General features: G+C 70.7%; 15 protein-coding genes and 1 tRNA gene. 11 read left to right on the top strand and 5 right to left on the bottom strand.

Annotated features, from left to right (window positions below; all coding sequences use genetic code 11):
• Positions 1-17 precede the first annotated feature (17 nt).
• Positions 18-2,654 (bottom strand): DEAD/DEAH box helicase, encoded by a 2,637-nt coding sequence (locus tag ACFV9O_RS11880; RefSeq protein WP_385415752.1) that lies wholly within the window; start codon positions 2,652-2,654, stop codon positions 18-20.
• A 79-nt stretch (positions 2,655-2,733) separates the two neighbouring features.
• Between ACFV9O_RS11880 and ACFV9O_RS11875 the strand changes: the two genes are divergently transcribed.
• The 11 genes from ACFV9O_RS11875 to ACFV9O_RS11825 all read left to right on the top strand — a co-directional run bounded on the left by ACFV9O_RS11875 (position 2,734) and on the right by ACFV9O_RS11825 (position 19,207).
• Entirely contained in the window at positions 2,734-3,087 is a 354-nt protein-coding gene (locus ACFV9O_RS11875; protein WP_003967428.1) for an STAS domain-containing protein, read from the top strand.
• Between the two features lie 165 nt (positions 3,088-3,252).
• On the top strand, positions 3,253-3,711 hold the full coding sequence (locus ACFV9O_RS11870; RefSeq protein WP_385415749.1) for an ATP-binding protein: 459 nt from the start codon (positions 3,253-3,255) through the stop codon (positions 3,709-3,711).
• Between the two features lie 271 nt (positions 3,712-3,982).
• Entirely contained in the window at positions 3,983-6,379 is a 2,397-nt protein-coding gene (locus ACFV9O_RS11865; protein WP_385415746.1) for a sodium-translocating pyrophosphatase, read from the top strand.
• Positions 6,380-6,619: 240 nt separating this feature from the next.
• Positions 6,620-7,279 (top strand): small secreted protein, encoded by a 660-nt coding sequence (locus ACFV9O_RS11860; protein ID WP_385416006.1) that lies wholly within the window; start codon positions 6,620-6,622, stop codon positions 7,277-7,279.
• A 157-nt stretch (positions 7,280-7,436) separates the two neighbouring features.
• The gene (locus ACFV9O_RS11855) at positions 7,437-8,954 is read left to right on the top strand and encodes a methyltransferase (RefSeq protein WP_385415744.1); all 1,518 of its coding nucleotides are present in this window, start codon (positions 7,437-7,439) and stop codon (positions 8,952-8,954) included.
• Between the two features lie 380 nt (positions 8,955-9,334).
• Positions 9,335-9,532 (top strand): hypothetical protein, encoded by a 198-nt coding sequence (locus tag ACFV9O_RS11850; RefSeq protein WP_385415741.1) that lies wholly within the window; start codon positions 9,335-9,337, stop codon positions 9,530-9,532.
• 280 nt (positions 9,533-9,812) lie between these two features.
• Positions 9,813-12,653 carry a type I DNA topoisomerase gene (gene topA / locus ACFV9O_RS11845; protein ID WP_385415738.1) on the top strand — a complete coding sequence of 947 codons (2,841 nt, stop codon included), beginning with the start codon at positions 9,813-9,815 and terminating at the stop codon, positions 12,651-12,653.
• A gap of 151 nt (positions 12,654-12,804) precedes the next feature.
• Positions 12,805-15,981 (top strand): dTMP kinase, encoded by a 3,177-nt coding sequence (tmk, locus tag ACFV9O_RS11840; protein ID WP_385415734.1) that lies wholly within the window; start codon positions 12,805-12,807, stop codon positions 15,979-15,981.
• Positions 15,982-16,101: 120 nt separating this feature from the next.
• Positions 16,102-17,307, top strand: a complete 1,206-nt coding sequence (locus tag ACFV9O_RS11835; RefSeq protein ID WP_385415731.1) for a DNA polymerase III subunit delta' — start codon at positions 16,102-16,104, stop codon at positions 17,305-17,307.
• Between the two features lie 146 nt (positions 17,308-17,453).
• The gene (locus ACFV9O_RS11830) at positions 17,454-19,013 is read left to right on the top strand and encodes an alpha/beta hydrolase (RefSeq protein ID WP_385415728.1); all 1,560 of its coding nucleotides are present in this window, start codon (positions 17,454-17,456) and stop codon (positions 19,011-19,013) included.
• Positions 19,014-19,133: 120 nt separating this feature from the next.
• A tRNA-Thr gene (locus ACFV9O_RS11825) sits at positions 19,134-19,207 on the top strand.
• 47 nt (positions 19,208-19,254) lie between these two features.
• On the opposite strand, the gene ACFV9O_RS11820 is transcribed toward ACFV9O_RS11825, so the two are convergent.
• From ACFV9O_RS11820 to ACFV9O_RS11805, 4 genes are all read right to left on the bottom strand, one after another.
• A complete protein-coding gene (locus ACFV9O_RS11820; protein ID WP_385415726.1) occupies positions 19,255-20,652 on the bottom strand; it encodes a tyrosine-type recombinase/integrase in 1,398 nt (465 codons plus the stop codon).
• A gap of 63 nt (positions 20,653-20,715) precedes the next feature.
• Positions 20,716-20,919, bottom strand: coding sequence for a helix-turn-helix domain-containing protein (locus ACFV9O_RS11815; RefSeq protein ID WP_385415723.1), 204 nt, complete (start codon positions 20,917-20,919; stop codon positions 20,716-20,718).
• Positions 20,920-21,388: 469 nt separating this feature from the next.
• Positions 21,389-22,864 (bottom strand): ATP-binding protein, encoded by a 1,476-nt coding sequence (locus ACFV9O_RS11810; protein ID WP_385415720.1) that lies wholly within the window; start codon positions 22,862-22,864, stop codon positions 21,389-21,391.
• 2 nt (positions 22,865-22,866) lie between these two features.
• Positions 22,867-23,706: a bifunctional DNA primase/polymerase gene (locus ACFV9O_RS11805; RefSeq protein ID WP_385415717.1), complete on the bottom strand. Its 840-nt coding sequence runs from the start codon at positions 23,704-23,706 to the stop codon at positions 22,867-22,869.
• Positions 23,707-23,977 lie beyond the last annotated feature (271 nt).

Genomic DNA, 23,977 nt, shown 5'->3' with positions numbered 1-23,977 from the left:
CCCGTACAGGCCGGAGGTCAGATCCCGGGCCGGTCCTCCGGATGGCCCAGTGCCCCCTCAGAAGATTCGGGCAGCGCACTCCCAGCTGCCTCCGGGCCCGACGGGGTGGCCTCCGGGCCCCACCGGGTGGCCTCCGGGCCCGGGAGTGCCGAGTCCGGGGCTTCCGAGCCGGGGCTGGTCCCAGGGGCCGTGGCCGCCGGGGCCGGGCCCGGGGCCTCCCGGAGGAGGACGGTGAGCAGGCGCACGGCGGCGCGCTTGTGCAGCGGGTCGTTGCCGTTGCCGCACTTGGGGGACTGGATGCAGGACGGACAGCCCGCCTCGCACTCGCAGGAGGCGATGGCCTCGCGGGTCGCGGTCAGCCACTCGCGGGCGGTGTGGAAGGCCCGCTCGGCGAAGCCCGCGCCGCCCGGGTGGCCGTCGTAGACGAAGACGGTGGGCAGCAGGGTGTCCGGGTGCAGTGGGACGGACACCCCGCCGATGTCCCAGCGATCGCAGGTGGCGAAGAGCGGGAGCATCCCGATGGAGGCGTGCTCGGCGGCGTGGAGAGCGCCGCCCAGCTGCTCCGGGTTCACCCGTGCGGCCTCCAGCTGGTCCTCGGTGACCGTCCACCACACGGCCCGGGTGCGCAGGGTGCGCGGCGGCAGATCGAGCTTGGTCTCGCCGAGCACTTCGCCGGTGATCAGCTTCCGGCGGAGGAAGGAGACGACCTGGTTGGTGACCTCGACGGAGCCGTAGCAGAGGCGGCCGGCACCCCACGGGATCTCCGTGTCGGTGTCCAGGATGGAGATGGAGGTGGTGTCGCGGGCGGTGGTGGAGTACGGCGGGTTCGCCTCCTCGACGAGGGCGACGGAGTCCTCCAGGTCCAGCTGCTTCACCAGGTACGTACGGCCCTGGTGGAGGTGGACGGCGCCTTCGTGGACGGCGGCGTGCGAGGCAGGCTCGTCGACCGTGCCGAGCAGCCGGCCGGTCGCGGCCTCGACGATCTGCACCGGCCGGCCGCCCTCGCCCCGGATGTCGGTGAGGTCGGCGGCCCGCTCCCGGCGGGTCCAGTACCAGCCTGTGGTGCGCCTGCGCAGCAGTCCGGCGTTCTCCAGCTGGGGCAGCAGCTCCGGTACGGCGGGGCCGAAGAGGGCCAGGTCGTCCTCCGTCAGGGGCAGCTCAGCGGCGGCCGCGCACAGGTGCGGGGCGAGGACGTACGGATTGTCGGGGTCGAGGACGGTGGACTCGACCGGCTGCCGGAAGAGCGCCTCGGGGTGGTGGACGAGGAAGGTGTCCAGCGGGTCGTCGCGGGCGACCAGGACGGCGAGGGCGCCCTGCCCCGAGCGCCCGGCCCGGCCGGCCTGCTGCCACAGCGACGCCCGGGTGCCCGGATAGCCGGCGATCACGACCGCGTCCAGGCCGGAGACGTCCACACCGAGCTCCAGGGCCGTGGTGGCGGCCAAGCCGAGCAGCTCGCCGGAGTGCAGGGCCTGCTCCAGGGCGCGACGCTCCTCCGGCAGGTAGCCGCCCCGGTAGGCGGCGACCCTGCGGGCCAGGGAGCGGTCGACCTCTGCCAGGCGCTCCTGCGCGATGACGGAGATCAGCTCGGCGCCGCGCCGGGAGCGTACGAACGCGACCGTACGGACGCCCTGGACGGTCAGATCGGTGAGGAGGTCGGCGGTCTCGGCAGTGGCGGTGCGGCGTACGGGGGCGCCCTTCTCGCCGTGCAGCTCCGTGAGGGGCGGCTCCCAGAGGGCGAAGACGAGCTCGCCGCGGGGCGAGGCGTCGTCGGAGACCTCGGTGACGGGCAGGCCGGTGAGGCGGCGGGCGGCGACGGCGGGTTCCGCGGCGGTGGCGGAGGCGAGGAGGAAGACGGGGTTCGCCCCGTAGCGGGCGCAGACGCGGCGGAGGCGGCGCAGGACCTGGGCGACGTGCGAGCCGAAAACGCCCCGGTAGGTGTGGCACTCGTCGATGACGACATAGCGCAGCGTGCGCAGGAAGGAGGACCAGCGGGGGTGCGAGGGAAGTATCCCGCGGTGGAGCATGTCCGGATTGGTGAGCACGTAGTTCGCGTACTGGCGGACCCACTCCCGCTCCTCCACGGGCGTGTCCCCGTCGTACACGGCCGGTCGCACCCGGTTGCCCAGCGGAGCGGCGAGCTCCTTCACGGCGCGGCGCTGGTCGGCGGCGAGGGCCTTGGTCGGGGCGAGATAGAGGGCTGTGGCGCCGCGCCCGTTCGCCGCCTCGGAGCCGTCGAGCAGCGTGCTGAGCACCGGCGCGAGATACGCCAGCGACTTGCCGGAGGCCGTCCCCGTGGCGATCACGACCGATTCGCCGTCCAGGGCGTGCTCGGCGGCGGCTGCCTGGTGGGCCCAGGGGTGCTGGATGCCGGCCTGCTGGATGGCGTTGATCACTTCCGCACGGATGCGGTGGGGCCAGACTGCATGGCGGCCCGGCCTGGGGGGCAAGTGCTCCGTATGAGTGATGCGCGCAGCCCGGCCCGCCCCCGCGGTGAGCCGGTCAAGGACCGTACCGGGGGAGGGGCGGGTTTCCCCGCTCTCGGGCGGTCGTCTGGGACGGTGATTCATGGCCATCGGCACCGAGTGTGTCACTGGGCTGACGGACAATGGTCCCAAGGCGTCGTGCATGGCTGCTGGTAAGTGATTGAATGCCATCGCGGCTGGCGATCCGTCCCCTGGCTCCGTCGGGGAGACCCGAGGGGCGACCGCTCGATAGCAAGGTGCTGGAGGATCCGTGGACCTGTCCCTGTCGACTCGCAATGTGTCCGGCCCTGGTGGCGACCGTACGGTCGTCGAGGTCGGTGGCGAGATTGATGTGTATACCGCGCCCAAGCTGCGCGAGCAGTTGGTCGAGTTGGTGAACGACGGCAGCTACCACCTGGTTGTCGACATGGAGGGTGTGGACTTCCTCGACTCGACCGGCCTCGGCGTCCTGGTGGGCGGCCTCAAGCGTGTGCGTGCGCACGAAGGCTCGCTGCGTCTGGTCTGCAACCAGGAGCGCATTCTCAAGATCTTCCGGATCACTGGTCTGACCAAGGTGTTCCCCATCCACACGACGGTCGACGAGGCCGTCGCGGCGACCGACTGAGTCGACCGGAAGGCCCCGGAGGGGCTCCGGACCGTTTCGAAGGGTCCGGAGGCCTCCGGGGGCTCCGGGGCGATCCGGAGAGTCCTTGAGGAAGGGCAGGGGTACCGGGCGTACAGGGCCCGGGCCCGGGAGTTGCACGCTCGCTCGTACGTCCGAGGGGGACGCATGGCCACCGTTGAACTGCGCTTCAGCGCCCAGCCCGAGCATGTCAGGACGGCCCGTCTCGTGGCCGCCGCCGTGGCACGCCGGGCCGGTGTGGACGAGGCCGTGCTGGACGAGGTCAGACTCGCCGTCGGTGAGGCCTGCAGCCGGGCTGTAGGGCTGCACCAGAGCAACGGCATCACCGCCCCCGTACGGGTCGTGCTCACCGAGGAGGAGAAGACCTTCTCGATCGAGGTCGGCGACGAGGTGCCTTCTCCGGGAGGTTCGTCGGCCGGGGACACACAGGCGTCCGGTTCCGGTACCGCGGAGACACTCGAGGACACGGACAGTGACGGCGGCGAGGACCAGATGGGTCTCGCGGTGATCAGCGGGCTCGTCGACGACGTCGAGGTCATCTCCCGCGAGGACGGCGGTGTGATCCGGATGAGCTGGCCCAAGAATCCGGCCACGATCGCCCCATGACCGCTTGACCGGTCCGGCGCATCACGCTGACGCCGATGTGCTCGTCTGCTCATACGACAGGCCCTGCTGAGCAGGGCCTTTTTTCATTTCCCTAGATCACCGATCAAGCGTCAATGCTTTTGACCCATTACCTCTTTCGGGGTGAATCCTGGGGCGCGATCTATTGCTGAGGAGCAAGTGAAGGTCAATTGCATTTGTCGCGCCCTGTTTTGATCAGGTTCCGCTCCCTACAATCCGTCCACATCTTGAGCTTGAACGTCAAGGAGGACGAATGGCGGGGCTCTTCAACCCACACCTGACCGACCACCCCACTTCACCCGCTGCCGCGGTACTCACCGATGACAACCGGATGATCGTCATTGTCATCGCGGGCGTCGCACTCGCCGCGTTGATCGTCGCCCAGTTGCTGGTACGCCAGGTCCTGGCGGCCGGTGAGGGCACCGATTCCATGAAGAAGATCGCGGCAGCCGTACAGGAAGGCGCAAATGCCTACCTGGCACGGCAGTTGCGGACACTCGGCATTTTTGCCGTCGTCGTGTTCTTCCTGTTGATGTTGTTGCCGGCCGACAACTGGTCCCAGCGTGCAGGACGTTCGGCGTTCTTCCTGGTGGGTGCGCTGTTCTCGGCGGCCACCGGATACATCGGCATGCGTCTTGCCGTACGGGCCAATGTGCGTGTGGCCGCGGCCGCGCGTGAGGCGACACCGGCGGAGGGCGAGCCGGCAAAGGATCTGACGACCGTCTCGCACAAGGCCATGAAGATCGCTTTCCGAACGGGAGGCGTGGTCGGCATGTTCACGGTGGGCCTCGGCCTGCTCGGTGCCTCCTGCGTGGTCCTCGTCTACGCAGCGGACGCCCCCAAGGTCCTGGAGGGCTTCGGTCTCGGCGCCGCGCTCATCGCCATGTTCATGCGTGTCGGCGGCGGCATCTTCACCAAGGCCGCCGACGTCGGCGCCGACCTCGTCGGCAAGGTCGAGCAGGGCATCCCCGAGGACGACCCGCGCAACGCCGCCACCATTGCCGACAACGTCGGTGACAACGTCGGCGACTGCGCGGGCATGGCCGCCGACCTCTTCGAGTCGTACGCCGTCACGCTCGTCGCGGCACTCATCCTCGGCAAGGCCGCCTTCGGAGATCTGGGCCTGGCCTTCCCGCTGATCGTTCCGGCGATCGGCGTGGTCACCGCGATGATCGGCATCTTCGCGGTCGCCCCGCGGCGCGCCGACCGCAGCGGGATGACCGCCATCAACCGCGGTTTCTTCATCTCCGCGGTGATCTCGCTGGCCCTGGTGGCCGTGGCCGTGTTCGTGTACCTGCCGTCGTCGTACGCGGAGCTGGACGGTGTCACGGAGGCCGCGATCCTGTCCCACGGCGGTGACCCGCGCATCCTCGCGCTCGTGGCCGTCGCCATCGGCATCGTGCTGGCCGCCCTGATCCAGCAGCTGACCGGGTACTTCACCGAGACGACCCGCCGGCCCGTCCGCGACATCGGCAAATCGTCGCTGACCGGCCCGGCCACCGTCGTACTCGCCGGTATCTCCGTCGGACTGGAATCGGCCGTCTACACGGCGCTGTTGATCGGCCTCGGTGTGTACGGGGCGTTCCTGCTCGGCGGTACGTCGATCATGCTCGCGCTGTTCGCGGTGGCGCTGGCCGGCACCGGCCTGCTCACCACCGTCGGCGTCATCGTCGCCATGGACACCTTCGGCCCGGTCTCCGACAACGCCCAGGGCATCGCCGAGATGTCCGGCGACGTCACGGGCGCGGGGGCGCAGGTCCTCACCGACCTCGACGCCGTCGGCAACACCACCAAGGCGATCACCAAGGGCATCGCCATCGCCACCGCCGTTCTCGCCGCGGCCGCGCTCTTCGGCTCGTACCGCGACGCGATCGCCACCTCCGTCGCGGAGGTGGGGGCCAAGGCCGCGGAGATGAACCTCAGTCTGGACATCTCCCAGCCCAACAACCTGGTGGGCCTGGTCCTCGGTGCCGCGGTCGTCTTCCTCTTCTCGGGACTGGCGATCAACGCGGTGTCCCGGTCGGCCGGTTCGGTGGTCTACGAGGTGCGGCGGCAGTTCCGCGAGCACCCCGGGATCATGGACTACAGCGAGAAGCCGGAGTACGGACGCGTCGTCGACATCTGCACCAAGGACGCGCTGCGCGAACTGGCCACGCCCGGTCTCCTCGCCGTGCTGGCCCCGATCGCCGTCGGCTTCACCTTCGGCGTCGGCGCGCTGGGCTCGTACCTGGCGGGCGCCATCGCCACCGGAACCCTGATGGCCGTCTTCCTCGCCAACTCCGGCGGCGCATGGGACAACGCCAAGAAGCTCGTCGAGGACGGGCACCACGGCGGCAAGGGCAGCGAGGCGCACGCCGCGACGGTCATCGGCGACACGGTCGGCGACCCGTTCAAGGACACCGCGGGCCCCGCGATCAACCCGCTGCTGAAGGTGATGAACCTCGTTGCCCTGCTGATCGCGCCCGCGGTCGTGCAGTTCAGCTACGGGGACGATGCCAACGTGGCCGTACGGGCTGTGATCGCGGCGCTCGCGATCCTGGTCATCATCGGCGCCGTGTACGTGTCGAAGCGGCGTTCCATCGCCATGGGTGACGAAGGCAACGCCGCCGAGCGTACGGCGAAGTCACCGGACCCGGCGGTCGTTTCGTAGGAGTACGGCACGCCTGAGCGAAACACCTGCTCAAAGCACGGGCGGGCGGAGCGGATTGACGCGCTGTCCGCCCGTTCGCGTGTCCGCGCCACCTCGGAGAGAGCCCGTGATGAGAGCCTTCTCTCTCTTGGTGCAAATGGCTGCAATACCCTACATACAGGACGTCTGTCATGCGATTGTCGTCCACTTGGCGTGTATGTTCCGGGGCCGAGAGCCTTGGAAGGGACCGATCCGGTGAAGGTGAACAAGAAGCTTGCGGCCGCGCTGTCCGGCGGCGCTGTACTGGTACTCGCGCTGTCGGGCTGCACCGCCGACGACAGCGACGACAAGGTGAACGCCTGGGCCAAGACGGTCTGCGACCAGGCACAGCCGCAGATCCAGAAGAGGGCCGACGCCCAGCAGACGATCATCTCGACCGCCGCCGACGGCAAGCCCGCGGACATCCAGGCCGCCGACTCCAAGGCCTTCCAGGACATCGCCGACGCCAACAAGGCCCTGGCCGCGGCGGTGCAGAAGGCCGGTACGCCGCCGGTCGACGCCGGGGCGAAGCTGCAGCAGGACGCCGTCAAGGAACTCAACGCCACCTCCGCGGCCTATCTCGCGCTGAAGAAGCAGGTCGACGCGCTCAACCCGAAGGACCAGCAGAAGTTCGCCGACGGTCTGCAGGAGGTCGCGGACGGTCTGGCCAAGATCGAGAAGATGGACCAGGACTCGCTGGCCAAGCTGCAGTCCGGCGAGCTGGGGCAGGCGATGGCCAAGGAGCCCGGCTGCCAGAAGGTGAAGCCGTCCGGGACGGCGACCGCGAACCCGGGCTCGGGCGCGTCGAAGCCGGCGACCGAGCCGTCGAACGCCACCGGACCGTCCAAGTCCGCCGGTTCGTCGAAGTCCTCCGGCGAGTAGTCCCCAGTCACCGGCAGTCCACGGACCACGCTCACCGCTCACGGTCACCCGGGGCCGCATCCGGCCCGGGTGGCCCGGGTGACCTTGTGCCCAGGCCCCGGGGGCCGCCCCCGCGCGGCAGGAGCCGACGCCGTATCCCGCGGGTGAGAATGGGGCCGTGAGTACGACCAGCCCTGCCGCAGGCCTCCCCGCACCCGACCAGTCCGCCCGGCTCCGCGACGCCCTGCTCGCCGCCGAGTTCACCGCCGACGGACTGCTCGACCTGCTCGGCGCGCCCGCCTACGCGGCGCTCGCCCGCAGCGAGACCGTCCCCGCACTGCGTGCGACCCGCGGGGACTCCCCGCTGGAGACGCTCGTACGGCTGTTCCTCCTACAGCAGACCGTGCCGTACGAGCGCGCCAGCGCGGCCCTGCCGCTGGACGAGGCGCTCGCCGACGGCTGGGTGGTCAAGGACGGCGACGGCGTACGCGCGACGGTGGACGTCCGGCCGTACGGCGGGCCCGAGGGCCAGGACTGGTTCATCGTCTCCGATCTGGGCTGCGCCGTCGGCGGCGCCGGCGGGGCGAGCGGCCGCGAAGAGGGCGTGGTGCTCGGCGTCGGCGGCGCATCCACCACGCTCGCCGGCATCACCGTCCGTACGCCGGTGTCCTCGGCCCTCGACGTCGGCACGGGCTCCGGGATCCAGGCGCTGCACGCCACCCAGCACGCGACCCGCGTCACGGCGACCGATCTGAATCCCCGGGCCCTGGCGTTCACCCGCCTCACGCTCGCGCTGTCGGGGGCGCCCGAGGCCGATCTGCGGGAGGGCTCGCTCTTCGCGCCGGTGGAGTCGGAGACGTACGACCTGATCGTCTCCAATCCGCCCTTCGTCATCTCTCCCGGCGCCCGGCTGACGTACCGGGACGGCGGGATGGGCGGGGACGATCTCTGCCGCTCGCTCGTTCAGCAGTCGGGGGAGCGGCTGAACGAAGGGGGGTTCGCGCAGTTCCTCGCCAACTGGCAGCACGTGGAAGGGGAGGACTGGCAGGAGCGGGTGCGCTCCTGGGTGCCGCGCGGCTGTGACGCCTGGATCGTGCAGCGCGAGGTGCAGGACGTGACGCAGTACGCCGAGCTGTGGCTCCGGGACAGCGGTGACCACCGCACCGCTCCCGAGGAGTACGCGGCGCAGTACGACGCGTGGCTGGACGAGTTCGAGGCGCGCGGGACCAAGGCGGTCGGCTTCGGCTGGATCACGCTCCGGAAGTCCGGGGCGGAGGAGCCGTCGATCGTCGTGGAGGAGTGGCCGCACCCCGTCGAGCAGCCCCTCGGCGAGACCGTGCGGGCCCACTTCGAGCGTCAGGACTATCTGCGTACGCACGATGATGCGGCACTGCTCGCCGAGGCCTTCGTGCTCGCCCCGGAGGTCATGCAGGAGCAGGTCGGCCTGCCGGGCGCGGAGGACCCCGAGCACGTCGTGCTGCGGCAGAACCGCGGGATGCGCCGCGCCACGAAGGTCGATCATGTCGGCGCGGGCTTCGCCGGGGTGTGTGACGGCACGCTGAGTGCCGGGCGGATCCTGGACGCGATCGCCCAGCTCGTCGCGGAGGATCCGGTGCTGCTGCGCGACCGTACGCCGCAGGCGATCAGGCTCCTCGTGGAGGAAGGCTTCCTGGAGCCGGTGTCGGCTCGCGGCTAGTCCGCGGGCAGCCCCGGACAGTCCGTCGGCGGACCGCGGCCAGTCCGACGGCGGACCGCGGGCAGTCCAAGGCGGCTCGCGGACAGTCCTCCGCTCGCGGCTCGTGCGGTCCGCCGACAGCTCGTGTCGTGTCCTTGGCACTTGCGGAGAAGCCTTGGCCAAGACTTCCTGTGTGAATCTGGCCATTGTTCGTACTGCGATGCAGGGCCGTGCAGGGCGGTGCGCTGTGGTGCACGCCGCACATGCGGAGGGTGCGGGCATCGGCGCCGCCCGGGTGAACCCTCGTCGCGTTCACCCGGAATTCGCGTGGGTGACGCCGGGAGGTGTCAGCCTCGTCCCTGGGGGCATCCCGGGACCAGGCCGAGGAGTGGGAGACGCGCATGGAGAGCGGGCCGGCGATCTTCGCGGGAACGGCATTCGCGCTGTTCGGAGCGGCACTGCTGGTATGGACCGGGGTACGCGTCCTGCACCGCGCACCGGTCGCGCAGGGAGTGAATCCCGCCGCTGCCGCCACTCTCACCGCGATCTTCGGTGCCGTTTTCCTCGCCGCCGGCGTCTGGTGTTTCAGCCGCGTCTGACGAGCAGACGACGACCGCCCGAGGAGCGCCCGGGCCGCCGCAGCCGTCGCGAACCGGCCACACTCCGACCGGCACGCCCTGAGACCGGCGTGGGAGTCCGGGCGGCAGGAATGCCTGGAGTCGGGTTACCGTTCGAGTGGCCGTTGCGAGCTTTTGCCGTTTGACACGGGGGCGGGTTGTACCGTCACACTCCGCAGCGACAGCAGTGGCAGTGCGGCCCATACGCCGTATGCCGTGCGCGTATGTGCCCACCGAGCGCCGACCGGAGAGAAGAGCGAAGTTGTCCCCGACCAGCGAGACCGCACAGGGCGGCCGCCGACTCGTCATCGTCGAGTCGCCTGCCAAGGCGAAGACGATCAAGGGCTATCTCGGCCCCGGCTATGTCGTCGAGGCGAGCGTCGGGCACATCCGCGACCTCCCGAACGGGGCCGCCGAGGTCCCCGAGAAGTACACCGGCGAGGTCCGTCGCCTCGGCGTGGACGTCGAGCACGACTTCCAGCCCATCTATGTCGTCAATGCCGACAAGAGGGCCCAGGTCAGAAAGCTCAAGGAGCAGCTCGCCGAGTCCGACGAGCTCTACCTCGCCACCGATGAGGACCGCGAGGGCGAGGCCATCGCCTGGCACCTCCTCGAAGTCCTCAAGCCCAAGGTCCCCGTCCACCGGATGGTCTTCCACGAGATCACCAAGGACGCGATCCGCGAGGCCGTCGCCAACCCGCGCGAGCTGAACAAGCGCATGGTCGACGCCCAGGAGACCCGCCGCATCCTCGACCGTCTCTACGGCTACGAGGTCTCGCCGGTCCTCTGGAAGAAGGTCATGCCCCGGCTGTCGGCCGGCCGTGTCCAGTCCGTGGCCACCCGTCTCGTCGTCGAGCGCGAGCGCGAGCGCATCGCCTTCCGCTCCGCCGAGTACTGGGACCTGACCGGCACGTTCTCCACCGGCCGCGCCGGTGACGCGTCCGACCCGTCCGCCTTCACCGCCCGCCTGACCACGGTCGACGGGAAGCGCGTCGCCCAGGGTCGCGACTTCGGCCCGGACGGCCGGCTCAAGTCCGCCCAGGTGCTCCACCTCGACGAGGAGAAGGCGCGCGCCCTCAAGGCCGCCCTCGAGAACGCGTCGTTCTCGGTCCGCTCGGTCGAGTCGAAGCCGTACCGTCGCTCGCCGTACGCCCCGTTCCGCACGACGACCCTCCAGCAGGAGGCCTCGCGCAAGCTCGGCTTCGGGGCCAAGGCCACGATGCAGGTCGCGCAGAAGCTGTACGAGAACGGCTTCATCACCTATATGCGTACGGACTCGACCACGCTCTCCGAGACCGCCGTCGCGGCGGCCCGGGCGCAGGTTACGCAGCTGTACGGTGCCGACTACCTGCCGGAGAAGCCGCGTACGTACGCCGGGAAGGTCAAGAACGCGCAGGAGGCGCACGAGGCGATCCGCCCCTCGGGTGATCGTTTCCGCACGCCGGCCGAGACCGGGCTGACCGGCGACCAGTTCCGTCTGTATGAACTGATCTGGAAGCGGACCGTCGCCTCCCAGATGAAGGACGCGGTCGGCAACTCCGTTACCGTCAAGATCGGTGGCCTCGGCTCCGACGGCCGGGACGTCGAGTTCAGCGCGTCCGGCAAGACGATCACATTCCACGGCTTCATGAAGGCCTACGTCGAGGGCGCGGACGACCCGAACGCCGAGCTCGACGACCGCGAGCGCCGCCTCCCGCAGGTCTCCGAGGGCAACCGGCTCACCGCCGAGGAGATCACGGCGGACGGCCACGCGACCAAGCCGCCGGCCCGCTACACCGAGGCGACGCTGGTCAAGGAGCTGGAAGAGCGCGAGATCGGCCGCCCGTCGACGTACGCGTCGATCATCGGGACCATCCTCGACCGGGGCTATGTCTTCAAGAAGGGCACCGCCCTCGTCCCGTCGTTCCTCTCCTTCGCCGTGGTCAACCTGCTGGAGAAGCACTTCGGCCGGCTCGTCGACTACGACTTCACCGCCAAGATGGAGGACGACCTCGACCGCATCGCGCGGGGCGAGGCCCAGGCGGTGCCGTGGCTGAAGCGGTTCTACTTCGGTGAGGGCACGGGAGCGGGCGGCGCCGCCGAGGCCGGGAACGGCGACGGCGACCACCTCGGTGGCCTCAAGGAGCTCGTCACCGACCTCGGTGCGATCGACGCACGCGAGATCTCGTCCTTCCCCGTCGGCAACGACATCGTGCTGCGCGTCGGCCGCTACGGCCCGTACGTGGAGCGCGGCGAGAAGGAGTCGGAGGGCCACCAGCGCGCCGACGTCCCCGCCGACCTCGCGCCCGACGAGCTGACCGTCGAGCTGGCGGAGGAGCTGCTGGCCAAGCCGAGCGGTGACTTCGAGCTGGGCAAGGACCCGGTCACCGGGAACGAGATCGTCGCGAAGGACGGCCGCTACGGCCCGTACGTGACCGAGATCCTGCCCGAGGGCACGCCGAAGACCGGCAAGAACGCCGTGAAGCCGCGGACCGCATCGCTCTTCAAGTCGATGTCGCTCGACACGGTGACCCTGGAGGACGCGCTCAAGCTGATGTCCCTGCCGCGCGTCGTCGGCAAGGACGCCGAAGGCGTCGAGATCACCGCGCAGAACGGCCGCTACGGCCCGTATCTGAAGAAGGGCACCGACTCGCGCTCGCTGGAGAACGAGGAGCAGCTCTTCACCATCACGCTGGAACAGGCCCTGGCGATCTACGCCCAGCCGAAGCAGCGCGGGCGGGCCGCCGCCAAGCCGCCGCTGAAGGAGCTCGGCACGGACCCGGTGAGCGAGCGTCCGGTCGTGGTGAAGGACGGCCGCTTCGGTCCGTACGTCACCGACGGCGAGACCAACGCGACCCTGCGGACGGGCGACAGCGTGGAGGAGATCACGCCGGAGCGCGGCTACGAGCTGCTCGCCGAGAAGCGTGCCAAGGGTCCGGCGAAGAAGGCCGCCAAGAAGGCTCCCGCGAAGAAGACGGCGGCCAAGAAGACGGCTGCGAAGAAGACGACGACGGCCAAGAAGACCGCCGCGAAGAAGACGACGACGGCGGCAGCCAAGAAGACGGCTGCGAAGAAGACCGCCGCGACGGCTGCCGCGAAGAGGACGGCGACGCCGGACGAGTAGGACCGCGCCCGACGAGCAGGACGAGTTGTCGGGCGTCTGAAGAGCAGAAGGAGGAGGGGCCCCGCGAGGCGGCCCCTCCTCCTCGTTTCTCGCCGCCCATTTGTTCGGGCTCGGCCTCCGGGGAGTCACCCGCTCCGGATAGGCTGGGCGGATGACGCGAGCCGAGCAGCCAACGGCCCCGAGCCCCACCTCACCCCCCGACGGCCTTGCCGCGGACTCACGCGAGCGCGCCGTACGGTCACTTCTGCGCGTCCCCGCGCTGAGGCGCCTGTGGGAAGCGCAGCTCGTCGGCGGCATCGGTGATGCCCTGGCGTTGCTGGTGCTGGTCCTGCTGGCACTGCAGGCCGCGGTCACGGAGGGGGCCTTCGGCGGGGGATACCGGGGCGCGGCGTTCGCCGTCGCCGCCGTGTTCGGCGCCCGCGTCCTCGCCACGTTGCTCTTCGGGGCCGTGCTCCTCGGCGCGCTCACCGCGCTGACCGCGCCCAGCGGCCCCCTCGACCGCCGCTGGACGATGATCGGTGCGGACGGTGTCCGCGTGGCGCTGCTCGTCATCGCCCCCCTGTGGATCGACTGGACCCCGGACACCGCGCTGGTGTACCTCCTGGCCACTGTCTTCGTCACTGGTGTCGCCGAGCGGTTCTGGACGGTCGCCCGCGAGAGCGCCGCGCCCGCGCTGCTGCCGCCGCCGCCCCTCGAGGGCGCTGCGGTTCGCCCCCTTCCGGATCACCAGGACGCGCTGCGCAGGCTCTCCCTCCGTACGGCCTTCGCGGTGGTTCCGGCGGGGGCCGCCGCCCTGCTCGTCGCCACCCTGATCGGCAATCTGCTCGGCTCCGGCATCGAGTGGTTCTCACTGCACCAGGCCGCCCTCGGCTCGTATGTCGCGGCGGGTCTCTTCGCCGCGTCGATGTCCGTCCTGTACGCCGTCGAGCTGCCGGACGCGCAGACTCCGCGCCCGCGCTCCCCGCTGGAGGGCCTGCGCCGCCCGTCCACGGGCAGCGGTCTCGACAAGGGGCGTACGGGTGCGGTGCCGCTGCTGGTCCTGGCCTGCGCATCGGTCGCCGGGGCCATCGCCGCCGCCGCGGCCGTCGCCGTGCTGCACGGCCGTGACCTGGGCGGCGGTCCGGCCACCTTCGCGCTGCTCGTGCTCGCGCTCACCGGCGGCACCGGGCTCGGGATCCGCAAAGCACAGGCCGTGCTGCCCGCGCTGTCGCGCCGCCGGCTCCTCGCCCTCGCGATCGCCGTCACCGGGATCGCGCTGCTGGCGCTCGGGCTCGTGCCGGACACGGCGACCGTGCTGTTCATCGCAGTCGTCGCGGGAGTCGCGGCCGGTGTCGCCGCGCACACCGGGCACGCGCTGATCGACCTGGAGACCGAGGAGTACCGCCGGCCGCGGGTCACCGAGCATCTGCAGGCCGTCGTCCGTGTCGCCATCGCGCTCGGCGCGATCGCCGCCCCGCTGCTCGCCGCCGCCATCGGCCCGCACCGCCTCGCCAACGGCGACTTCGTCTTCGCGCACGGCGGCGCCGCCTTCACCCTCATGCTGGTCGGCGCGCTGCTGCTGCCCGTCGCGGTGATCGTCCTCGCCAAGACGGACGACCGCTCCGGCGTCCCGCTGCGCCGCGATCTCGCCGACGCGGTGCGCCGCGGCGCGGACCCGGCGCAGGCGTCGTCCGCGACCGGATTCTTCATCGTCGTCGAGGGCGGCGACGGGGCCGGCAAGTCCACGCAGGTGGAGGCGCTCGCGGACTGGATCAGGGCCAAGGGCCACGAGGTCGTCGTCACGCGCGAGCCCGGTGCCACGCCCGTCGGCAAGCGGCTCCGGTCCATCCTGCTCGACGTCTCGTCGGCCGGTCTGTCCCACCGCGCGGAGGCGCTGCTGTACGCCGCCGACCGCGCCGAGCACGTCGACACGGTCGTACGTCCGGCGCTGGAGCGTGGCGCGATCGTCATCTCCGACCGCTACATCGACTCGTCGGTCGCGTATCAGGGTGCCGGGCGTGATCTGTCTCCGACGGAGATCGCCCGTATCTCGCGATGGGCGACGGGCGGACTCGTTCCGCATCTGACGGTGCTGCTGGACGTCTCCCCCGAGACCGCGCGCGAGCGCTTCACGGAGGCGCCGGACCGGCTGGAGTCCGAGCCGGCGGAGTTCCATCAGCGGGTGCGTGCCGGGTTCCTGACCCTGGCCGCCGCCGACCCCACCCGCTATCTGGTGGTGGACGCCGGCCAGGACCCCGAGGCCGTGGCCACGGTCGTACGGCACCGGCTCGACCAGATGCTGCCTCTCTCCGAGGCCGAGGTGAAGGCCCAGAAGGAGGCGCGGAAGGCCGCCGAGGAGGCCGCCCGCCGCAAGGCCGAGGAAGAGGCCGCGCGGAAGGCGGAGGAGGAGCGCCTGGAGCGCGAGCGCCAGGAGCAGCTCGCCAGGCTGCGTGCCGAGGAGGAGGAGCGCAAGCGCCGCGAGCTCGAGGAGGCGCGGCAGCGCGAGGCCGAACGGCAGGCGGAGGAGGCACGGCAGCGCGCCGAGGAGGCGCGTCGGCTGGCCGAGGAGGAGCGCCGTCGGCGCGAGGCCGAGGAGAAGGTGCGCCAGGAGGAGGCGGAACGCCGTCGCCGCCAGGCGGAGGAAGAGGCCCGGCTGCGCGCGGAGGCCGAGGAGCGGCGCCGCGAGAAGCAGCGCAAGGCGGAGGAGGCCCTGCTGCGGGCCGAGGAGGCGCGGAGGGCTGCGGAGGCGGCGGCTGCCGCTGCCTCCGCCGAGGCGACCGTGCCCACGCCTGTGGTCGCGCCGGAAGCGGACGCGCGGGGAGCGGATGAGCCCAGGGCGGATGCGCAAGGGGCGGATGTTCCCGGGACCGACGTGCCTGGCGCGGATGCTCCGGGTGCGAACGAGGTGACGCAGACGGTGGAGACGCCGCGCCCGCGCATCGCCATGACGAAGCAGGACGACGAGACGACGGTCCTGCCGCAGGTTCCGGACGCCGCGGAGACGACGGTGCTCCCGCAGGTTCCGGACGCCGCGGAGACGACGGTCCTGCCCCCGGTACGGGACGAGAGGGCGGGGGCGGCCGCTGACGAGACGGCCGTACTGCCGCCGGTGCGTCCGGACGGCGGTCCCGCGGATCGCGTGCCCCCGGGCATCTTCCGGGACGAGCAGCCCGCGGGCGCGGACGACCGCACGCGCGAGCTGCCGCAGGTCGACGAGCAGGGCCGCCTGCGGCGCCGCTCGGACTGGGCCGAGGAGACCCCGCTGGACGACCTGCCGACTCTGGCGGACGAACTGCTCGGCCCGCACGACGACGACGAGGACGGCCGCCGGTACGGGAAGAGGCGTTAGCCGACGGGCCCGGCCGAGTCGGGGTTGTCCACAGGGGTCAGGGGCTGTCGGACCCCTGCCCCACAATGGGAACCCGGTGCAACACCTCGTACGACGACGTCGGAAGGCGGTGACGGCTGCATGGCCGTGTGGGACGACCTGGTCGGCCAGGAGCGTGTCCAGGAGCAGCTCGCCGCCGCTGCCCGGGACGCCGACGCGCTGGTCACGGCGGCGGCTGCCGGGGAGCAGCTGCCCGAGGCGTCCAAGATGACGCACGCCTGGCTGTTCACGGGCCCGCCCGGCTCGGGGCGCTCCACCGCCGCGCGGGCGTTCGCCGCCGCCCTCCAGTGCACGAGCCCGGACCGGGCGCTGGGCGGTGCGCCGGGCTGCGGATTCTGCGACGGCTGCCACACCAGCTTGATCGGCACGCACGCGGACGTCGAGGTGGTCCGCACCGATCTGCTCTCCATCGGTGTGAAGGAGACCCGGGACCTGGTCCGCCGTGCCCAGCTGTCGCCGGCGGTCGGGCGCTGGCAGGTCATCGTCCTGGAGGACGCCGACCGGCTGACCGAGGGCGCGGGCAACGTCCTGCTGAAGGCCGTCGAGGAGCCCGCCCCGCGCACGGTCTGGCTGCTGTGCGCGCCGTCCCTGGAGGACGTGCTCCCGACGATCCGCTCCCGCTGCCGGCACCTCACCCTGCGCACCCCGCCGGTCGCCGCTGTCGCGGATGTCCTGATCAGGCGGGACGGCATCGAGCCCGAGGCGGCGACGGCCGCCGCCCGCGCCACCCAGGGCCATATCGGCCGGGCCCGCAGGCTCGCCACGGACGAGCGGGCCCGCGCCCGTCGTGCGGCTGTCCTCAAGCTCCCACTCCGGGTCGAGGACATCGGTGGCTGCCTCAAGGCCGCGCAGGAACTGGTCGACGCCGCCGCGGAGGACGCCAAGGAGGTGTCGGAGGAGGTCGACGTCAAGGAGACCGAGGACCTCAAGGCCGCGCTGGGCGCTTCGGCGGGCGGCCGGATGCCGCGCGGCACGGCAGGGGCGATGAAGGAGCTGGAGGACCGGCAGAAGCGGCGCAAAACCCGCACCCAGCGGGACAGCCTCGACCTCGCGCTCACCGACCTGACCGGGTTCTACCGCGATGTGCTCGCGCTGCAGCTGGGCTCCGGGATCGCCCTGGCGAACGAGGACGTGCGGGACGCGCTCGACCGGATCGCGCGAAGCTCAGGCCCGGAGCGGACGCTGCGCCGGATACAGGCGGTCCTGGCCTGCCGTGAGGCCCTGGACGCGAACGTGGCACCGCTGCTGGCGGTGGAGGCGATGACGATGGCGCTCCGCACGGGCTGAATCCGGCGCCCGGGGCCTGGGGCCGGGAGTCGCCGGGAGTCCGGGTCCGGGGCCCTGAGCTCGGGAAAGGACCGCATACGAATTCTGGAACCGCCCATACGGGTGCTAAGGGGCACGAATCCGCGCTCGGCGGTTAGGCTCCCAGAATGGACACCAGGCAACGCCTCCGGACCTCCGCCCTCGTGTGCGCCGCGGCCGTCGGGATGCTCATCTCGGGTTGTAGCAGCGGCAGTTCATTCTCGGAGGCGTCCGCGCCGTCCGGGTCCTCGGTCGCGTCCTCACCGGCCACGGCGTCGGCAGACGACCTGAAGCCCTACTACACACAGCGGCTGCGCTGGCGGGACTGCGGTGTGCCCGGCTTCCAGTGCGCCACGCTCAAGGCCCCGCTGGACTACGCGAAGCCGGACGGTCCCTCGGTCGACCTGGCCGTCGCCCGGGTGAAGGCGACGGGGCCGGGGAAGCGGATCGGCTCGCTGCTGGTCAACCCGGGAGGGCCGGGCGGCTCGGCGGTCAGCTACCTCCAGGGGTACGCGGGCCTGGGCTACCCCGCCCCGGTCCGGGCCCGGTACGACATGGTGGCCATCGACCCGCGCGGCGTCGCCCGCAGCGAGCCCGTCGAGTGCCTCGACGACAAGCAGATGGACAGCTACACGCAGACCGACCAGACCCCCGACGACCAGGCCGAGATCACCAAGCTGAGCAAGGCGTACAAGGGCTTCGCGGCGGGCTGCAAGAACCGGTCCGCCTCGGTCCTGCCACACGTCTCCACCGTGGACGCGGCCCGCGACATGGACATCCTGCGGGCCGTGCTGGGCGACGAGAAACTGTCGTACGTCGGGGCTTCGTACGGCACGTTCCTGGGCGCGACGTACGCCGATCTCTTCCCCGACCGCGTGGGCCGGCTCGTCCTGGACGGGGCGATGGACCCCTCGCTCCCGGCCCGCGAGGTGAACCGTGACCAGACGGCGGGCTTCGAGACCGCCTTCAAATCCTTCGCCGCCGACTGCGTGCAGCGGACGCTCTGCCCGCTCGGCACCACCTCCACCGAGGACGCGGCGAACAGGCTGAAGGCCTTCTTCGCAAAGGCCGACGCCCACCCGATCCCGACCGGCGAGGGCCGCAAACTCACGGAGTCGCTGGCCACGACGGGCGTGATCGCCGCGATGTACGACGAGGGCGCCTGGCCTCAGCTCCGCGAGGCCCTGTCCCAGGCGATGGCCGGCAACGGGGCCGGGCTGCTGGCGCTGTCCGACTCGTACTACGAGCGGGAGCCCGACGGGGCGTACACCAACCTGATGTACGCCAACGCGGCCGTGAACTGCCTCGACGCACCGCCCGCCTTCGAGGCCCCGGACGAGGTCGATGCGGCCGTCGCCGACTTCGAGAAGGCGTCCCCGGTCTTCGGCAAGGGCTTCGCCTGGGCCTCCCTGAACTGCGCCTACTGGCCCACCCCGGCCACCGGCTCCCCTCACCGCATCGAGGCGAAGGACGCCGCCCCGATCCTGGTCGTCGGCACGACCCGCGACCCGGCCACCCCGTACAAGTGGGCGCAGTCCCTGGCGGACCAGCTGTCCTCCGGCACGCTGCTCACGTACGACGGCGACGGCCACACGGCGTACGGCCGTGGCAGCGACTGCATCGACACGGCGATCAACACCTACCTCCTCGAGGGCACGCCGCCCCCGGCCGACAAGCGCTGCACATGACCGATGACCGCCCCCGCCCCTGATCGCCGGGCCGGTCAGGGGCACCCCGATTAACCCTGTAGACTTAGCGCCGCTGCTGATGCGAGCCTGCTCCTGCGGGAACGGGTATATCCGCAGCTTGCCGCCTTAGCTCAGTTGGCCAGAGCAACGCACTCGTAATGCGTAGGTCTCGGGTTCGAATCCCGAAGGCGGCTCACCTGAAACCCCAGATCGGATCCACTCCGACCTGGGGTTTTCTCGTTCAGCGGATGCGGCGACGGCGGCGGGAGCGGGCCGCGCGGCTGTCGAGGGTCTCAGTTCTGGTCTCAGTGGGGCCCGGATCGGGCGCCGGGGGAGCGGGTACGAAGAACTCGCCCATGCGCCGCATCGCGTCCTTCGACAGGTGTGACCGGCCCTTTACGTACCTCCTCGTCTGACTGATCTGCGTGTGCCGCAGGATCTCCATGATCGTGGGCATGTCCACGCCCAACTCGTTCAGGATCGTGCCCGCCGTGTGGCGGCTCCCGTCGTACAGGCGGCGGTCATCGATCCCGGCCTCGGCGAGCAGCTCCTTGAATTCCTCGTAGTCCTGCCGTGGGTCGAGCGGGCGCCCGTCCGGCCGTGAGAACACCACCTGGTGTTCCTCCCACAGCTCCTCGGCCGCAGCTCGCATCTCCTCCTGCTGTGCCTTGTGGTCGCGCAGGAACGGGATGAAGACGGGCGGGATCGGGACGGCGTTCCGGCTCTTCTTGGTCTTGGGCCGGGTGAAGGTGAGTCCGCCCTCCTTGCGCTGCGGGCAGGCGCTCGCGTGCTTGGCACATGTCTTGGTGCAGGGCTTCGGGCAGCCTCGCTTGTAGTTCCTGTGCGTGGTGCAGTCGGGCGGGCACGGCTCGAAGCGGTGGAGGCGGGCGCCGCAGGCACGAGGGTCGTCACAGCCGTGGCGCCACGTGAGGCGCTGAAGTTGCCACTCCGGGCGGAACAGCTCCGCGTCCAGGTCGACGTACGGCCACCGCAGACCGAGCGTCTCGCCCTGCCGGAACCCCATGCCGACGCCCACGATCCACCGCATGAAGGTGGGCCGCTTCGCAGCTGCTTCGAGGAACGCCTTTGCCTCTTGCTTGGTGAAGGGGTTCGCCTCGGTCTCGTCGATGCTCGGTGGGTCCACGAGCGTCGCAACGTTCTCGCCGATGATGCGCCGGCGGTGGGCAATCTTGAGGGCGCGGGACAAGATGCGGTGAACCTTCACCACGTGGGACGGGGCGCGCCCGGCATCGAGCAGCGCCCGGTACATGCGCTCCAGGTGCTCGGGCTGGAGCTTGTCGATGCGATGCTTGCCGACGCCCGGGACGATGTCGTTGCGGGTCTTGGACCAGTAGTCATCCAGGGAGCGCGGCTTGAGCTTCAGACTTGCGATGTCGGTGAGGTAGGTCTCCATCCACTGCTCGACCGTCGGCTTGCGGCCTGCGGCCGGGGCGCGCCCCTGGTCTCGCTGGCGCTCCAGCTCCCTGACCTTGCGCTTGATTTCGTTCTCGGTCTTGGCGCGGCGGTGCCGGCGATCAGGGCCGCCGTTGCTCTTCACGCCCATCGTGACGCGGCCGTGCCACCAGCCGTCGGCGCCGAAGTAGATGGACGACTCCATGTTGGGCTTGCGGGGGCTCATGTGCTCCTCCATGCGAGAGGCGCCCCGAGCAGAGTGCTCGGGGCGCCTCGGTGCGGGCTCTGGTCAGTTGGGCAGTGGGGCGAGGCTCTCCACGTACGCCTCAAGGTCCGCCCGTCGAATCCGGCGTGTGCGGCCCAACTTGATGTACTTCAGGACTCCTTCGGCCATCAGCTCGTAGACGGTGGAGCGGCCGATGGCGAGCGCTTCGGCCGCCTCCTCGGGCTTGTAGAGCAGTCGGTAGATGGGGGCGGCAATCGCGGTGCTCATCCGGGGTGCCTCCTGGGCAGTTCGTCTTTGCCTTCGGGGAGTTGGGCTCGGGCGCTAGCCCGCGTGTGTCCGAGGTTCGGATTTCTGCGTCATTGCGTCATGAGCGTCATTTGGGCTTCTGAACTGCGGTTTTGCTTGACGCAGTGGTCAGGGGTTGCGTCATCGGTGCGGCATGGGCTGTGTCATCGGGTGACGCAGGATGACGCAGGATGACGCAGGGATCGGAGTCTGCGTCATGGCTGTAGCCGCAGGTCAGGGGCCATTTCTCCGCTTGGATGACGCAGATGACGCAGCGTCTTTCCTCTTAGGACAAAGAGAGGGGGTGTCTGTTGTAGTGCGGTGCGCCGTACAGCGTGAAGAAGGAGCCGCTTCGCGGCGCGACCATCGGGCGGCGTTCCGCCGAACAGCAAGAGGAGCACGCCTGGCCGGTGGTGCTCCTCTTGCTTGTCCGGGTGAGCGTGGTCGCGGGTCAGAACACCCGCTTCTGCTCGTGTGGGGGCGGGCCAGCCAGGCGGGTCATTTCGAGGTAGCGGCCCGCGCTGGTGCGCCCCGAGTCGATGAGGACACCCCGTGCGGCAAGGGTCGGCTGGAGGCGCTTGAGCCGGTCGGAGAGGACCTTGCCCGTGGTCGGCCAGCCCTTGGGCAAGGGACGCGGCTCGTCGCTGCTGAAGAGGCCGCTGAGGAGGTGCAGCCACTCGGTGGAGGTCATCCGCTGCGCCGCGCCCGGGCCGATCGTGTCGGCGTGCCTGAGCACGGTCTGCGCGAGGAGGTCGCCCTCGATGACGTCGTCGTTCAGGTCGTCCAGACTGGCCCGGTAGGCGGTGAGAGCTCCGAGACCGGTCGCGGCGTCGAGCTGCGCGCACAGGTGCGCGAAGTCCGCCATCCGCAGATCAGTGGGAGTCTCCGCCTCCACCGCGCGGACCTTCACGGTGAGGTCCAGGAGAGACCCGAGAACGAGGGGCAGGACTTCCGCGTACTCGGCCCACAGTTCCGCTTCGGTGCGCCGGACCTTGGGGCGTTCCAGCCGCAGGGGCAGGAGCCGTTCTGCGAGGTCGGGTCGGATGACTCCCACGCCGATGCCGGTCAGGAGCAGAGGGCGGCGGTAGCCGACGCGGAACACGTCCCCGTCGGTGAACAGGGCGCGCTTTACGTTCTCGGCGCCGGTCACGATGCAGCACATGGCGTCGGACAGGTCCGGGGTCATGTGGGAGAGATTGTCCAGGGCAGTGACCCACCCGGCGGAAACCGCCGCGATCAAGTTCTCCTCATCCTTCGGGGCCCGCCGCAGGTCCCCGCTCATGCCCTCGATGATCCGCACGAGCATCCGTCCACCGGTGGACTTGCCCGCGCCCTGCGGCCCGGTGAGGAACGGCGCGGGGACCGGTACGGACGGCCCGAGGCAGCCGATGAGCCAGGCGATGGCCAGGCATTCGGTTTCCGCGGTGGCGAAGTTGCAGAGCCTGAGCAGCAGGTCGATGCCCTTGCCGTCGGTGTCCTTGGCCGGCAGGGGCAGTTCCCCGGTGAGCTGGGTGCGGCGCCAGCACACCTCGCGCGGGTCGGGGACGGCGATGTCCCACCCGGTGGGGTGGATGCGGACGGACTGCCCGTCATCGCGGCCCAGGTCCAGCCACGTCGCTCCGTCGAACCCCGGCGCGACGCGGATGTGGACGGGCTGCACGTCCTCGGACAGCGCGAGCGCTTCGATCAAGTCCAACGCCTCCTTGAGCGCGGTCCCGTTGAACACGCCGCGCCCGTCCTTGAACAGGCCGACCATGAGTTCCTGGCGGTGGCTGCCCGTGGTGCCCTGGGAGCGGATCGGGCGGGCCACGGGGTGGCCTTTCCTCTGCGCGTACACGGTGCCGTCGGGGGTGCGGAAGTAGCGGAAGTGCGCCTGTGCGTAGTCGGTGATGACCTGGCGGGCGGGGGTTTTCTCGTCGTCGGCCATGGTCACAGTCCCAACCTGGTGCGGGCGTTGGTCCACGCTTCGGTGCAGTGACGGACGGTTTCGCCCTTGGCGTGCGCGGCGGTGAACAGTCGCGCGACGTGGGTGTCGGTGAGGCAGCCGCACCGGCCGTGGGCGGAGAGAACCGCGAGGAAGGTGCGGTAGACGGTGGTGTGTACCTGGCTGCGGGCCTCGGTGATGCGCTGCTCCGCCATGGCGATGCCACGCTCCAGGTAGGCGGGCGTGCGGTGACGGCACTCTCCGCCCCCGGACGGCGAGGGCGCGGTGAGGGCCTGTGGCGCGGGCCGGACCGTGGAGGGCTCCTTCACGACCAGGGCGCGCACGAGCGTCGGCAGCATGGCTGCGGTGCCGGTGCCGGGACCGAGCCACCGGGCGTAGGACATGGTGGACTTGATGTCCACGCCGGGCCGGACCGCGTTGGCGGACTGCATCGCACCGAGGTAGAGCCAGTGCTCACCACGTGTGGTGGGCACGGTCTGCGTGGCCGGCAGGTGCGCGCGTGCCCACGTGATCGCGTCGGTGTTGTCCAGGTCCACGACCGTCAATCCGGCCCCGCCCGGGTGGTAGGCGACTGCAGTCGCCCGCACCCATGCACGGCGCCAGACACCGGAGCTGATGACGTCCGGGTCGGTGGTGGCGGCGGCCCACGCATGGCAGGGGCCGGGGCATGTGCACGGCCCAGGATTCTTCATGTTCGGCCGACCGCCGCACGCGTTGTCCACGCAGCGGCGGCAGTTACCGAACGGGACCTTGCCCGCCCGTAGCGGCAGGACCGGGATCTGAGAGGCCGCGAGTTCGAGCGCGGTGCGCAGGTGCTCGCTCATGCAGCACCGCCGGCGCAGGAGAACAGGTCCAGTAGTAACGGCCGGTGCCGGTCTCGCTGGATGTCGGTTGGTTGGGTCATGCTGGGAGACCTCCACAGGTCTGTTTGTTGGCAGGTGGACAGGCGGCGGCCCCGATTCATTGGCGTGAGATGGGGGCCGCCGTCGTCTTTCGTGGTGGGTCAGTAATCCGGTCGCCTGACGGCGACACCCTGTGTGCGTGAAAATCGGTGCGTGGTCGTCCGGCGGACGTCGTGACGCCTTGGCGCGTTCC

It is taken from the genome of Streptomyces sp. NPDC059909 (assembly GCF_042730885.1).
Classification (GTDB): Bacteria; Actinomycetota; Actinomycetes; order Streptomycetales; family Streptomycetaceae; genus Streptomyces.
The sequence above is the reverse complement of the archived record's forward strand: the minus strand, read 5'-3'. Positions and strand labels throughout refer to the sequence as shown.